The sequence below is a fragment of the Albibacterium profundi genome (genome assembly GCF_042159835.1).
GTDB classification, from domain to species: domain Bacteria; phylum Bacteroidota; class Bacteroidia; order Sphingobacteriales; family Sphingobacteriaceae; genus Albibacterium; species Albibacterium profundi.
In genome coordinates, this window is record NZ_JBBVGT010000003.1 from 684767 (window position 1) to 699100 (window position 14334).

Consider the following 14334-nt stretch of genomic DNA (forward strand, 5'->3'; position numbering starts at 1 on the left):
CTCCTTCCGGTGCCTTTTAGTAATATTTAAAACAAATCCTTACTTAAAAATATGCTTATTGGCCCAATTTATTTCTTCTTGAAGAATCGCATGACCAGCATTTTCATAAACTTCTACTGTGACATCAGCATTCATATCTCTTAAAATATCTCTCGTTTCATTGACTCGCTCTAATGGAACGTGAAAGTCTGGATGACTGGTTCCTAAGAATATCGGAGTTTGCTGAAAGTCACCTTTATAATGATTAGAGTTTATAGTCTCTCCAATGACACCACCGATGATAGCGACTGCACCTCCGTATTTTTGAGCATTTCTAGCCAAGTACTCTAAACTCAAACACGCACCTTGTGAAAAACCGAAAAAGTAAATATTGTCGTTAGGAATTCCTGCACCCAAAGCTCGTTGAGCCGCTTCATCTATAAGTTCTATAGCAGAGCTTAACCATGGTTCATTTTGATCCACAGGAGCAATGAATGAATGCGGATACCAAGTATGATTGGTTGCCTGCGGAGCCAATAAAGCAAAGTCATCCACTTGAAGATATTGAGACAAACTCAATGTATCACGAGCACTTCCACCCCGTCCATGAATCATGATTAACGCTTTTGATGCTTTCTCTAAAGTGAGTCCCGCTGTTTCTATACTTAAGTTATGTTTCATAATCCTAAAGTTTTTACATACCAATTTTTATAATATTAAGATAAGTCTGGTAAAACCTCTTCGATCTCAGAACGCATGGCTTCATACTGCTTAGGCAATTTTAAATTCGTGCCCAATTCTGCGCGCGACTCATCACGCATGAAACCAGGGTTATCAGTAGCTAATTCAAACAATACACCTCCTGGTTCTCTAAAATATAAAGAGAAGAAATAATCCCTATCAATCTTAGGAGTTATATGCAATCCAGCTGACAATACCTTTTCATGGAACTCCATTAATATATCATCGTTTTTTACTCGAAATGCGATATGATGATTGGTGCCAGCAGCATTCAATCCCGAGCCAGCCATTGGAGACTCATGAATATCAATAATATTTGCAGTTTCAATAGCATCAGTCACTAGCCGCATCTTATCCCCGTCTTGTTTCTGAAATCCATAACCCAAAATATCAGTCAATACTTTCAGAGTGGGTTCTGTCTGTCTCAATGTTAGCGTAACGTTATGAAAGCCTTTCGTAGCCACCTCCTGCGTGATCGCACCAGTAGTCCATGCTTCTCTCAGATCTTCGTTGTTCGTCTCGATAAATTGCAAGTTCAACCCATCAGGATCTTTGAGCGAGATCGTTTTTTCACCAAATACCTCTTCTTCCTTTATAGGAACATTGAACTGAGTTAGTCTATCTTTCCAGAAACTCGAACTTCCTTGAGGCACAGAATATCCTATATGGGTGGCCATCCCCGATCCGTTAACACCCTGTCGTACATCCGCCCATGGGAAAAAAGTTAAGATAGTTCCTGGAGTTCCTATTTCGTCCCCAAAATAGAAATGATACGTACTGGGATCATCAAAATTCACAGTTTTCTTAACCAAACGCATTCCGAGAACATTCGTATAAAAATCAAGGTTTACTTTTGCGTTGCTCGCAATTGCGGTTACATGATGCAACCCTAATATTTTATTTTCCATAATCCTTTTTTATTTTATGCTAAGTTACGGAGCTCCGAAAGCAGAAGGATTAACACATGTTAAGAAACATGGTCCTGGACATGAAAAAAAGGGTGCAATTTAGCTTTATTCCAGCTTAAATGTAAATTCATCATAAGGTTCCGTTCGCCATGCGTATTTTTGCGTGGTTGGAGAAATCGCAAAGAAGGGTGAGAAGGTTTTAACCTTTACTTTTCCATCGGCGGTAAACTCTAAAATCCGCAACCACCCATCTCCCCCATTACCCATCCAGCCGCCTGCTAAGGCTTGGGCGTTAAAAACCATTTGATGAATCTTTTTTCCAGAAGCATTCTCATCAGTACGAAAAGCAATATGAGCTTGAGGATTGTCGGGTGCACCAATATGACCAGCAAATACCATTTGTATGTTATTAGATGGAGCAATTAGCTTTTCAAATAATGCTGCCCCGTAATTGCCATTCTCAATCGGATACCCCTCTTTGACAATATGTTCATTCTCACTATTCATGTAAGTATGAGTCAAAACAACAACAGTATGATCCTTATATTTTTCTTGGCTAATCACTTCTTTTGCCCAAGCTACTGTTGTATCCCGAGGTGCAAATTCCAATACGAGAAATAGCATCTTCCTTCCATGAGGAGAAGTAAATTCAAATGCAGCATTTTCCAATGTTGGAATTCCCTCTGCATTTAATCCGACTTCTCTAAGTAGTTTCTGGTTTTGAAAGTTCTTGTCAACCGGAAAGTACGTATTAAAGTTCGATTTTCTATTTTCGATGCTTTTATACCCATAATCATGGTTACCAAGTGCTGTAAGATAAGGAACCTTACCATCTAGTCGCTCGAAGGCATGGGACACATGTTTCCATTGCGATATACTAGGTTGGTTTCCTACTTTCCCATCCGGATTGATAAACTCATTATGCTCAACTAGATCTCCAGTGCATAACACCATCTTAATGTTTAACGGATCAATATTCTCACTGATCCAAGCCGTCATAAGTTCAAGTATAGGTTGATTCCTTTCGAATTTATTATAGGTTTGCGGATCAGGCAATAAAATCATCGACCACGAGTCAGGCGAAGACAGCGCAGGTGCAGTATATTCTTGCTGAGCAGAAGCGTTTGACCATAATAAAATCGATAATAAAAACGTAATTGCAAATCTGGAGATCATTGTAATAATTTTAGGTTGAGGTTTCAGTAACTCCGAAATATTGATTACGTCCACATATCGGATTAATCACAAATTAAAGAACATTTAGATGAAACACAAAAAAGAACTGGAAAAAAATAGCGCCCTAAATCTAACTAAGTTTAGGAGCGCTATTACGTTTCTAAATAATGGTTTTATTTCAAGGCTGCTTCAACTGCAATCTTCAGCGGTGTAGTTGGGCGACCAATCAGCCTTGACAAGTTTTTCGAATCATCATACAGGTCGCCTCTCGAAGCACTCACGTCCCAACCAGCTATAACTGGAGCAAAGTCCTCCGGAACACCGATGGATTTCAAGACTTCAACATACTCAGGTTCGGGAAGATTAACATACGGAAAATCTTTGCCAGATTGGCGGTCAACTTCTGCCGCTAGGTCTGCCAGCGTATATCCATCATCGCCTGCAAGCTCATAGACCTTACCTACTTGATCGTCACTCGTTAGCACAATGGCCGCTGCCTCGGCGAAATCTTCACGAGTGGCGGACGATATTTTACCCTCTCCCGCGCTTCCTAATAGGGATCCCGCAGTAAGGGCTTCTTTAATAGACATCAAATAATTCTCAGTATACCAGCCATTCCTCAGAATCGTACAAGGGATTCCCGACGAATTCAACATTTCCTCGGTTTGAACATGCTCTGCAGCTAAACTCAATGTTGACGTGTCCGCTTTCAATAGACTGGTGTAGACAATCCATTTGACACCCGATTCTTTCGCAGCATTGATTATGTTCTGATGTTGAGCTGCCCGTTTTCCGACCTCACTTCCTGAAATCAACATCAAATGGTCAATTCCTTGTAAAGCACCTTTTAAACCTTCTGGTTCTGAATAATCAAATTTACGTATTTCAATTCCCAATTCGGTAGCTTTTTCCGGACTACGAACCAAGGCTATTAGATCCTCTGCCTTTGTTTTCTGTTTCAATTTCTCTACTACCAAACGACCTAGCTGTCCAGTAGCTCCTGTTATCCCTATTTTCATACGCTTAATTAATATTTAATATCATGTTTAATGACTTTATCACAAGCAAAATTGTTTATGATAGTCTTGCACATATTACTAAAAAATAATCTACATATTCTAACGATAATGTCATATAGTTGACCTATTTATTGAGAATATTTGGATTAGCTTTTGTTGTTTTTTTATATTTACTCAAGAATCGTATTAATATCCCTAATTTATGAGTAAAATGTCATTATCAGCTCCCGAGCAATCAGAATTCTTAAAAAACCTAGAAGCTCGTTTCGAGAAAAACAAAGATCGTCATAAAGGTATCCAGTGGAAAGATGTACAAGCCAAGCTTGAGAAAAATCCTAAGAAAATACTGGCTCTTTCAAAAATGGAGGCTACCGAAGGAGAGCCTGACCTAGTGGCGTATGATAAAAAAGCAGATGAATATATGTTCTTTGACTGCTCAGCAGAAAGCCCGAAAGGACGCAGGAGTATTTGTTACGACCGAGAGGCACTTGAATCGAGAAAGGCTCATAAACCTAAAAATAGTGCTATCGATATGGCAGCAGAGATCGGTATTGAGATATTAACGGAAGAACAGTACAAGCAATTGCAGACGCTTGGCGAATTCGATTTGAAAACATCTAGTTGGCTCCGCACACCGAAACACATTCGTGATTTAGGCGGAGCTATCTTTGGGGATCGTCGCTTCGATACGGTATTCATTTACCATAATGGAGCCGAGTCATACTATGGTGTCAGAGGATTTAGGGCATGTTTACGGGTTTAAAATTCTTCAAAAACGACTACATTCGGCTATAAATAGTACGATCAATGCGCTCAGCGTCTAGGCTTCCTTGATAAGGAAGCATCAACGCTTTAATCGCTTCCTCGCGGTCCTCGCTCAACCAAGACTCTCTTGAACCTTCGGGAATAATTAAGGGCATACGTTTCGAGATATTATTGATTTTTTCCAGCTGAGCGTTTGCTTCCGTGGTAATAACAGAAAAAGTGTTAATAATCTCGTTGGTTTCCGGATTTAACCAGGGTGCCACCACAATTCCCAAAGAAAAAACGCCATTATCAGCTTTTCGTATGCAAAAATCTTCTTTTACATCATTTTTTTCATCATAATGTGTTTCAAAATAACCATCCACCCAGAGCAATCCTCTATATCTCTGTATATAGCTTTTATAGGAACCTTTGTCAAACAGGCTCTCTGCTTCAGCCTTTAATGTGTGTGTAAACTCTTGTGCTTCCTTTTCAGTTTCTACCCAAAAAGGCAAAAGTTTCCATCGGCTTGCTACTACTTTATTTGGATGAAGGTTTATAGTTGTTGGCATATAAAGCATCGATGATGCAGCCACACGTGCAAATGCTTTATTTTCGTATAAAAAATCATAACGAGGTAATGCACGTTTTAATTTTTCGCAATTAGGTATTGATGCCTGATATGCCATGGAATAAATATAGTAAATATATATTGACTATAAGAAAGTTAATTGATTTAACCGTTAGTGAAGTTTTGCTTTTCTTTGTCGCGTATTTGTTGCATTTTATTCAAAACCCGGTTCGGGTCATTATATATTTTTATAATCTTGTAGTTGTAAAGACCAACCATATCCAAATCCGCAATTGCTGAAACGATGGAAAGATAGTAGTCTTCTTTATCAAAATCGTGATCTTCAGGATCGAGTATGTACTCAATCTCGTCGCCTATTTTGAGGATAGGGAGAGCAACGAATTCGTCATTTTTACGATTATCTGCCCACGTAATGAGCTCATGAACAAGGTATTTTAAATCGATTATCTTCATAAGAAATTTCAGCTTACTGAGGTTTTTAGGATTCAGTTAAGGAATTAACTTCAGAAGCGCTATAATTGTTCAAAATTTAAAATAATCATATCCTTTGCTTTACACGTTTATCTATTAACTTGCTAATCGTTCTCAAATGAGTCCCTATTCCGCCGACGACATAGGTGACCATTAAAGAGTGATCTGAAAGCCAAGATGCATTCATGTACTATTATTTACAAACCATGCATGCATTTCCAAATGCTTCGTATTCATCGTAGGCCGCACCAACCTGACCAAAAATTGTAATAATCCGGTCAACACGGACTTTATCTCCCCCACTCATGATGGCGTAAACACCGTCCTTCTTCTCGTCGTGTATAGCCGTTATATGACCTTTGGTTTCGTCCAATTGTCCGTCCTTACCGAAAAAGAACACCTTGCCTTCCTTTTTATTTTTGATGAGTGTATATAGTAGTTCCATATCATCCCACGATATTGGTAGGTATGATGTTTCTTTAGAAGAATTTTGATTGTCTTTCATAGTTTTCCATGTTGATTCTGATGCTGTTATAGTAACCGCGTCGGCATTAAAAAGTTTATAATGGTTTTAAACAAAGATAACAACAAATCGAAAGAATTCGATAACTTTACAGCATGATCGTTCGTAAACTAAAATACATCAGTATTATCTTCATTTCATTGATATCAATATCCGCGTGCAATCTAGCCGGAAGCGATGAGTCATCAGAGGCCGCGGCAAATGTAGCTCCACAAGTTGGTGACCAAGTGCCAAACAATTTGGTATGTATGGTTAATGATGCCTATATGGGCATTCCGCAATTGGAGGTTTCTTACGAGGGGAAAATCTATTACGGCTGTTGTGAAATGTGTCAAGAACGCATCCCTAAGGAAAAAGAAGCACGAATTGCGGTTGACCCTTACACCTTGAAAGATGTTGATAAAGCCGATGCATATATTGTTTTAGTCGGCGACCAAGGTCAGGTAGCCTATTTTGAAAACGAAAGGAGCTACAAGGAGCTTATGGCAAAAAGTGACCTCGCCAAGGAGCGTAACCAAAGGAACCAACACCCTTAGCGTACCGAAACTGTCTCCCGTCTTTTTTTTGTTCTGATATCTATAAAGATATAGACTATATAAGCCACGATACTAATAACTGACAGCCAGATGAGGACGGGTTTGAAATTGCCCTCGGCTGCAGTAAAAGCTAAGATTCCAATAACGGGTGCAGAACCCACCATCGTAGCTGTTATAAATCTCCTATAGTTCATCTTTAAAGCGGCTGGTATAAAGCTAATTGCCTCATTGGATAGTATGGGCGATAATCTAAACAGAATAATAGCGCCGACTCCATAGTTTCGAATTAATCGAGTCAATTTTAAACGCATCTCCTCTTTTAGCAAACGCCTCAATATCACCGGGCCGATTGAGTAACCAATAGCATAGGCAATTGAAGATGAAACGAATACTGCGACTAATGATATGACAGACCCCCATAATGGTCCGTAACTGAGAGATGAAATTATCAGCAGTAGTAGATTAGGCATCACGAAAAGGAACATCGAAATTACCATGGCAACGATAAGCGCCAAGGGACCCCACATACCGAACTTAGACACCCACTCCTTTATCATTTGCTCATCGCCACTCGTCAACACGCTAAATGCTTCTCGCATTGCCTCATTAAATGCAGGCACAAAAAAATAGAGACCAAGAAGGACAACCAATATAAAAAAAGACGCTACGATAGGAAACTTTTGATATCTCATGTACACAAACTCATATTCTCTCATTAGAACACCTATTTTTCGGAATTTGTTTAAAATGAAGCCTCTCACAGAAAACCCTTTCATGTGTTGTTCACGGAATTTATTTGAAACCAATAGCTTATTACAACTGTTAGTCTTCATGAAGAAATAAAAGAAAAAACATTATGACTACGCCCATTCAGCATAAGGGGAAGCAATTGGATCATATCGCTCGTACTACTTTTGACAGCGAAGCACAGTCGATCGAGTTTTATCAAATTGCCAAAAACAGATTATTACATCCTTACGAATGGTATCGTATCGCGAAGGTGCCCGGTGCCCGATTCGTTTTAACCGATCAGCAAGGACGTGATTTAATCCGGAAAATGAGAAAAGGCGACCTGCTGCGGATCGATATACCCGGACCCGGAAGTTCAATTGGTGACGGCTACGATTGGGTAGAAATTGAAGAAATAGAGGAGACAATATCCCAGTCATCGGGAGAGAGTTGTTCAGTAACCGTTCGCCCCACTCAAAACCCTCGGCAACGGGAAACGGATGAAGTTGCACATTTTTTTAAACACATTTCAAGCTCAACCTTTTTAGTAAAGCGTACACAGAACGTCGTACAAGCTGAATATCATGGTCGAAATGAGCTGATTAACTTAGACAGTACCACTTTGACTGATAAAATCCGCAACGCACTCGTTGGAATAATGGCGAAGCTCGGACTATCAACCCCGCAATGGAAAGGGCTTATCGAAGGCTTCGTAGACACGAAATTGAAAGCAGAATGATAGAAACGGAAAAACAAAAAGAAGAAGCGAATGCTTTCTTCATGGAATCCTTAGAGCTTCTGAATCAGAGTGACTGCCGTTATATGCTGGGCGGGGCTTTTGCGATGTTTCATTATACGGGCATCTTCCGAAATACAAAAGACCTCGATCTGTTTTGTAAAAGCAGTGAATATCCACGTATCCTAAAACAATTTAAAGCCCGAGGTTACGAAATTGAATTAACCGATGTTCGGTGGCTTGCGAAAGTGTTTAAAGGAGACTATTTTATCGATATCATATTCGATAGTGTATATAATATATGCACGATTGATGATACATGGCACGAACGGTCTGCGAAAGGGACTTTATTGGGAGTGCCTGTGGAGTTTATTCCCGCCGAGGAATTAATTTGGTGTAAGTTGTATGTCCAGAACCGAGAAAGGAACGATAGCGCCGATATTAATCATACACTCCTGAAGTATGGTAAAAGCTTAAATTGGGAACATCTTCTCTTTCGGATGGATCAACATTGGCATTTACTTCTTAGTCAAATTATCAATTTTCAATTCGTGTACCCGGCAGATTATCGTGAAATCATCCCCAAATGGATTTTCGACGAACTTATACGGCGCGCGAACGAACAATATGACCTTCCACCCCCAAAAGAAAAAGTATGCCGCGGACCTATGATTGATCAGACACAGTATCAAATTGACATAAAAGAATGGGATTATAAAGTATGCACAATCATTACGATATAACATGGAAAATAAAAAACGACTAGCTGCATTAGCGGATATTCACACGAGGGTTTCAGATAAAGGCCACTGGAAGGATCGTTTTGCAGAAATATCAGATCAAGCTGACGTTCTACTGATTTGCGGTGATCTTACAGATACAGGTGACGAAGAAGAAGCTGACGTTCTTGCCGAAGAATTAAGACACGCAAGTATTCCTGTAATCGGTGTATTAGGCAACCATGATTATGAAAAGGGAAGACAAAAACTCATCCGACAAATTTTGCAAGATAGTAATATGATTATCTTGGACGGCGAAGCTGTTGTTATAGAGGGAATCGGATTTAGCGGGGTAAAAGGCTTTGGTGGCGGATTTGATCGTTATATGCTTTCTATGTTTGGTGAAGAAGCGATGAAGGACTTTGTGCAGGAGGCAGTGAATGAATCATTATTGTTAGATCGTGCTCTGTCTAGGTTAGAACAAGAGTATCCAGAAGTTAAGAAGATAGCCCTCCTCCACTATTCACCGATACAAGAGACGGTGGAAGGAGAACCGCTAGAGATCTATCCATTTCTTGGCTCATCCTATCTCGCAGAGCCTTTACAACGCCGGAATGTAACAGCTGCATTCCACGGTCATGCTCATGTTGGCCAATTTCAAGGTGCAACAGCAGGCGGAGTTCCGGTTTATAATGTAGCTCTACCTGTGCTGCAAGCTCATTATGATGCATCAACATACTATACCGTATTAGATGTATAAATCTTCTAATTTGATAGCTCGAAAACTAACTCTCCACACCGCTGAGTTTATCTTTCAAAACACTGTGATCTGTCAAATCAAGTCGTAGTGGTGTAATTGAAACCAGATCATTTTCTACCGCCCAACGGTCGGTCCCTTCTTCGGCCGGTTCCAGTGGAGTAACCGTAAACCAGTAATGTTTTCTTCCCATCGGATCGGTGCCAGGCAAAATTGTGCCGTCATATAAGCGTACCGATTGTTTGGTCCAAACTAAATCGGTTGGCTGTTGCGGGAAATTTACATTATACAACGCAAGCTCCCGCTTTGCCAACAGGAGCTCGAGTGTCTGTTCGACAAAAGGCGCTAATAGCTCAAAATCAGGTTCCGATTTTCCGACCGGTGTACTGAGTGCAATTCCTTTAATTCCAAATAAAACAGCCTGTTTCGCTGCCGCTAGCGTTCCTGAGTGCCACATCGAGTTTCCTAAGTTTGGTCCCATATTAATTCCTGATAGTACAACGTCAATATTGGTCCAGAGATGTGTTCCCATGGCGACGCAGTCGGCCGGAGTACCGTTTACCCGATGTGCTTCTATATCGCCGAACTCGATAGGCGATTTCTTATAACGCAAAGGTCGCGAGTGTGTTACCGCATGTCCCATGGACGACTGTTCGACGTCTGGTGCGACTACCCGCACATCACCAAATTTTTTCGCCACTTTAGCAAGTGCTGCAATCCCCGGACTGTATATTCCATCGTCATTCGTAACTAAAATTTTCATTTCCTTGTTGCTTTCGTTTACATCGTAATTATTTCTTTCTGTAGGAACAACAAAACAGTAGCATGAAATGTTCAACTTTAAACTATTTACATGAAAAAGACCCTGTTGCTACATAATCAAGACGCTGGAGACGACGATTACTTTAAATCGGAGTTGATGCATGCTATTGAAAAAGAGGGATTTTCCTGCACTTATTTTCCGATTAAACATGATGACCGTTGGAAAGAGGAAATAGATCAGGCCGATTTTATCATAGCTGCTGGTGGTGATGGAACCATACGTCGCGTTGTTAAAGAATTGATGAAAAAAGAGAAGCAAAATCAACATATCCCTTTTGCAATATTACCTTTAGGTACCGCCAATAACCTATCAAAGTCGCTCAACCCTAAACTCGGTTTATCTGTCGAAGACCATATAAAAAGCTGGAAAACAAGCGACGCCAAGCGATTCGATTTCGGTGCTGTCTATGATAAAGAAACTGTCGACTATTTTTTAGAAGGTGCAGGATATGGTTTGTTTGCGCAGCTAATTAACAAAATGGACTCGATCAGTACTGAACATCTCGAGGACGCCGACGATAAATTAAGATTTGCTCGTGAAGAGCTACTCAAACTCGTTTTAAGCGCAGAAGCCTCTCCATATTACATCAAGGCTGATAAGCGTATTTACAACGGAAACGCACTGCTAATAGAGATTATGAACATTCCGTCTATCGGACCTAATCTCGTTTTATCTCCAGATGCTCAAACAGACGATGGCATGTTGGATATTGTCTGCATTCAAGAAGAACAGCGTGACGAGTTTGCAGCTTACATCAAGCGATTGATAAATGACGAAGACATCAGTTGGCGTGGGCACAGCATAAAAGCCAGAAGATGCCGTCTTGTCTGTCAAAGCAGGTTTATGCACGTGGATGATGAAGCAAGCACTAATTCGAAGGAGGAACTTCGGATAGAAGTCATGGACAACGCTCTTAAGATTATACGGTAGTACGGCCATCGTATACCATTACTACTCTCCGTTTAAAAAATTAATACTTAAATTGCTTTAAACTAAAAAACTGGATTATGCTCGACCTTGTTATTGAATCACGTATGGCTTCTCTGTCCCCACAGATGAAAGTGAAGCGCATACTACCCTTCCGATTAAAAAGAATGATTGGCCCTTTTATTTTTATGGACCACGCAGGTCCGGTCGATAATATAAGCATCCAGCAAGCTACTGAAATGGACGTACTGCCTCACCCCCATATCGGACTCTCAACAGTGAGTTATTTGTTTGGCGGTCAGGTTACGCATCGTGACAGCTTGGGTGTGGAACAGATTATCCGCCCAGGCGAGGTAAACTGGATGACAGCCGGCAGCGGAATTGCACATTCAGAACGCTTTGAAGATCCATCCTCATTATCCGGAGGGCTCGAAATGATACAAACGTGGGTGGCTCTTCCGGAGCAAGATGAAGAAATTGCACCGTCATTTGCTAATTATACACCAGATCAATTACCTGTTTTTACCGATAAAGGAATATGGATGCGGCTCATAGCTGGAGATGCATACGGATTGAAAAGCAATGTCAATACAAATTCACCATTATTTTATCTGCATGTAGTTCTCCAAAAAGACACTCCCTTTGCCCTTCCTCCGGAACATGCTGAACGCGGATTTTATATTGTTAAAGGTGCTGTCGAGATCTCCGGCACAATCTATACCGAAGGTAAAATGTTAGTATTTACCAAAGGGGTAGATCCACTTATTGTCGCAAAACAAGAAACAACCTTGATGCTTCTAGGTGGTGAGCCTCTGAGCGAACGTTTTATTTGGTGGAACTTTGTTTCCTCGCGACGAGAACGTATAGAACAAGCTAAAGAAGATTGGAAGCAAGGTCGCTTCATCTTACCACCAACTGATGATAAGGAGTTTATTCCCCTCCCAAATGATAAATCAAGACCAGCAGGTTCTGCTCCTAAGCCTGAACCACTATCTTAACTGCTTACTGGTTGTTTGGATTAATGTAAAACGAACGAGCACTTCGATGACTAATTCGCTCTCCATCTCTGAACGTAGCTGCTTTTACTGTTCCGGGTAGAGATACTGTGAAGCTGTCTTTGTATACTGGCGACTCCGCCGTAGGTTCTGTTCCGTCAACCGTGTAACGGATTTCCGGCTGATAGCTTTGTGTTCTCAATGAAACATTTGCGACGCTGCCCAGCGTATCAATCGAACTGTCAATCCATACGTCGTATGCACTTGTAGAATAATTCATTCCAGCCAAATCATAGCGTTTATACTGATCTTCAATGCGTCGCTTGAAACTTGTCCAATCTTTTTTTGACGCGGGAGACCAAGCAATTTCAGCTAAGGCTGCTGCACGTGGAAATGCAAAATACTGAACTTTTTCAGGCGTATGAATATATTCCGCCCAAACATTCCCTTGCACACCTTTTATATAAGCAGCTTCCTCATCTGTAAAGGATTCGTGATGAGGTTCATAGGAATAGACTTTTTCAAGAGGCAAAAATCCAGCGATCGCCCGTGGTTCAAAATCATGCTCACCCTGATAGTAGTCCAGATACGCGTACGTATTTGGCGTCATGATCACGTCGTGTTTCAATTTAGCGGCAGCTATACCGCCTTTTTCACCACGCCATGACATCACCATGGCATTGGGCGCTAAACCACCTTCCAATATTTCGTCCCATCCAATGATCTTCTTGCCTTTTGAATTCACAAACTTCTCTATACGTGTTATAAAATAGCTTTGAAGCTCATGTTCATCTTTCAAATTTTCCTCTTGAATACGCTTTTGACATTTGGGGCAGACCTCCCAGCGGTCTTTCGGAGCTTCATCTCCTCCAATGTGAATAATCGGAGAAGGAAAGAGATCTATCACTTCCGTTAGAACTCCTTCCAAAAACTCAAAAGTCTGCTCATTTCCAGCACAAAATATCTCCTTTTGTATCCCCCAGTGTTCCGGTATAGTAAACGGTCCACCTGTACACGAGAGTTCAGGATAAGCTACTAAAGCAGCAGTTGCGTGTCCTGGCATCTCAATTTCTGGTATAATCGTCACATACCGATCCTGCGCATATTTTACGATCTCTCGAATTTGCTCCTGTGTGTAATAGCCGCCATGTGCATTTCGATTGATGTCTTCATGAAACCTACTGAACTGTGTCCCTTGCCGCCAAGCGCCGACTTCGGTCAATTTTGGATACTTTTTTATTTCAATCCTCCAACCATGGTCTTCCGTCAGATGCCAGTGAAATGTATTCATCTTGTGCATCGCGATATTGTCAATATATTCCTTAATAAAATCGACCGAATAGAAATAGCGTCCTACATCCAACATCAAGCCCCGCCATCCAAAGCGAGGTTTATCTGAGATCTCGACAGCCGGTATCTCTGCCGAAGCCAATACTTCTTCGTCCGATCGGTTGGTCGGAACTAATTGATAAATAGTCTGTGCCGCGTAAAAGACACCTGCTTCTCTTTGCGCACTTGCTTCTATTCCGTTTTCGTCCACCACCAGTCGATATCCCTCGTCGCCCAACGTATCAAGCTTTTTATCTAATCCCAGATAAATATTCCCTTTAGCATTACTTCGATTACCTTCCATTACATCTAGATGAAAGCCGGTTAGTTCTTCAATTTGGTCGGAAAGCTTTTCGCATATAGCACGAAGGTCTATATTTCCTTTTTCATAAATAATCGTCGTTTGAGGATCGATACGGTACGTGCCCGCTCTTTCCTCTACGCTTACCGGTTGAGGAATGACGGATATGTCTTGAGCACGACTAACTAAAGCGACAAAAAGCAAAACGAAGCAAGTAAGAAAAAGTTGTTTCATATTCAGGTCTTTATTCAGAAAAAGAAGGTTAATATAAATATTATTTTAGTAACTGCCCAAACAAACTGATTATAACAAAACCATTTCCCTCATAT

17 protein-coding genes are annotated in these 14334 nt (G+C 40.8%); 7 read left to right on the top strand and 10 right to left on the bottom strand.

Features of this window, described 5'->3' with window-relative positions:
• Positions 1–39: 39 nt before the first annotated feature.
• The 4 genes from WKR92_RS14360 to WKR92_RS14375 all read right to left on the bottom strand — a co-directional run bounded on the left by WKR92_RS14360 (position 40) and on the right by WKR92_RS14375 (position 3823).
• Positions 40–660 (bottom strand): alpha/beta hydrolase, encoded by a 621-nt coding sequence (locus WKR92_RS14360; protein WP_375558534.1) that lies wholly within the window; start codon positions 658–660, stop codon positions 40–42.
• Positions 661–695: 35 nt separating this feature from the next.
• On the bottom strand, positions 696–1628 hold the full coding sequence (locus WKR92_RS14365; protein ID WP_375558535.1) for a ring-cleaving dioxygenase: 933 nt from the start codon (positions 1626–1628) through the stop codon (positions 696–698).
• A 105-nt stretch (positions 1629–1733) separates the two neighbouring features.
• Positions 1734–2804, bottom strand: a complete 1071-nt coding sequence (locus tag WKR92_RS14370; protein WP_375558536.1) for a metallophosphoesterase — start codon at positions 2802–2804, stop codon at positions 1734–1736.
• A gap of 173 nt (positions 2805–2977) precedes the next feature.
• Positions 2978–3823, bottom strand: coding sequence for an SDR family oxidoreductase (locus WKR92_RS14375; protein ID WP_375558537.1), 846 nt, complete (start codon positions 3821–3823; stop codon positions 2978–2980).
• A 202-nt stretch (positions 3824–4025) separates the two neighbouring features.
• Between WKR92_RS14375 and WKR92_RS14380 the strand changes: the two genes are divergently transcribed.
• Positions 4026–4586: a DUF4256 domain-containing protein gene (locus tag WKR92_RS14380; protein WP_375558538.1), complete on the top strand. Its 561-nt coding sequence runs from the start codon at positions 4026–4028 to the stop codon at positions 4584–4586.
• Between the two features lie 16 nt (positions 4587–4602).
• Here the strand turns inward: WKR92_RS14380 and WKR92_RS14385 are convergent, their stop codons facing one another.
• From WKR92_RS14385 to WKR92_RS14395, 3 genes are all read right to left on the bottom strand, one after another.
• Positions 4603–5256: an SOS response-associated peptidase family protein gene (locus tag WKR92_RS14385; RefSeq protein ID WP_375558539.1), complete on the bottom strand. Its 654-nt coding sequence runs from the start codon at positions 5254–5256 to the stop codon at positions 4603–4605.
• 47 nt (positions 5257–5303) lie between these two features.
• The gene (locus tag WKR92_RS14390) at positions 5304–5612 is read right to left on the bottom strand and encodes a hypothetical protein (protein ID WP_375558540.1); all 309 of its coding nucleotides are present in this window, start codon (positions 5610–5612) and stop codon (positions 5304–5306) included.
• Between the two features lie 211 nt (positions 5613–5823).
• On the bottom strand, positions 5824–6135 hold the full coding sequence (locus WKR92_RS14395) for a hypothetical protein (protein WP_375558541.1): 312 nt from the start codon (positions 6133–6135) through the stop codon (positions 5824–5826).
• Positions 6136–6248: 113 nt separating this feature from the next.
• On the opposite strand from WKR92_RS14395, the gene WKR92_RS14400 reads away from it, so the two are divergent.
• Positions 6249–6689, top strand: a complete 441-nt coding sequence (locus WKR92_RS14400; protein ID WP_375558542.1) for a hypothetical protein — start codon at positions 6249–6251, stop codon at positions 6687–6689.
• Here the strand turns inward: WKR92_RS14400 and WKR92_RS14405 are convergent.
• Positions 6686–7381 carry a TVP38/TMEM64 family protein gene (locus tag WKR92_RS14405; RefSeq protein WP_375558543.1) on the bottom strand — a complete coding sequence of 232 codons (696 nt, stop codon included), beginning with the start codon at positions 7379–7381 and terminating at the stop codon, positions 6686–6688. The genes WKR92_RS14400 and WKR92_RS14405 overlap by 4 nt on opposite strands.
• A gap of 164 nt (positions 7382–7545) precedes the next feature.
• Here WKR92_RS14405 and WKR92_RS14410 point away from each other — a divergent pair, with 164 nt between their 5' ends.
• From WKR92_RS14410 to WKR92_RS14420, 3 genes are read left to right on the top strand one after another with little or no spacing between them, the layout of a single operon-like run.
• Entirely contained in the window at positions 7546–8157 is a 612-nt protein-coding gene (locus WKR92_RS14410) for a hypothetical protein (RefSeq protein WP_375558544.1), read from the top strand.
• Positions 8154–8897 carry a nucleotidyltransferase domain-containing protein gene (locus WKR92_RS14415; protein ID WP_375558545.1) on the top strand — a complete coding sequence of 248 codons (744 nt, stop codon included), beginning with the start codon at positions 8154–8156 and terminating at the stop codon, positions 8895–8897. Before WKR92_RS14410 ends, WKR92_RS14415 begins: the two co-directional genes overlap by 4 nt.
• A gap of 1 nt (position 8898) precedes the next feature.
• Entirely contained in the window at positions 8899–9633 is a 735-nt protein-coding gene (locus tag WKR92_RS14420) for a metallophosphoesterase family protein (protein ID WP_375558546.1), read from the top strand.
• A 25-nt stretch (positions 9634–9658) separates the two neighbouring features.
• On the opposite strand, the gene surE is transcribed toward WKR92_RS14420, so the two are convergent.
• Positions 9659–10393: a 5'/3'-nucleotidase SurE gene (gene surE, locus WKR92_RS14425; protein ID WP_375558547.1), complete on the bottom strand. Its 735-nt coding sequence runs from the start codon at positions 10391–10393 to the stop codon at positions 9659–9661.
• 90 nt (positions 10394–10483) lie between these two features.
• On the opposite strand from surE, the gene WKR92_RS14430 reads away from it, so the two are divergent.
• Together WKR92_RS14430 and WKR92_RS14435 are read left to right on the top strand one after the other, a co-directional pair.
• Complete coding sequence (locus WKR92_RS14430) at positions 10484–11383, top strand: diacylglycerol/lipid kinase family protein (RefSeq protein WP_375558548.1); 900 nt, start codon at positions 10484–10486, stop codon at positions 11381–11383.
• Between the two features lie 77 nt (positions 11384–11460).
• A complete protein-coding gene (locus tag WKR92_RS14435) occupies positions 11461–12378 on the top strand; it encodes a pirin family protein (protein ID WP_375558549.1) in 918 nt (305 codons plus the stop codon).
• 4 nt (positions 12379–12382) lie between these two features.
• Here the strand turns inward: WKR92_RS14435 and WKR92_RS14440 are convergent, their stop codons facing one another.
• The gene (locus tag WKR92_RS14440) at positions 12383–14239 is read right to left on the bottom strand and encodes a beta-N-acetylhexosaminidase (protein ID WP_375558550.1); all 1857 of its coding nucleotides are present in this window, start codon (positions 14237–14239) and stop codon (positions 12383–12385) included.
• Positions 14240–14334: the final 95 nt, after the last annotated feature.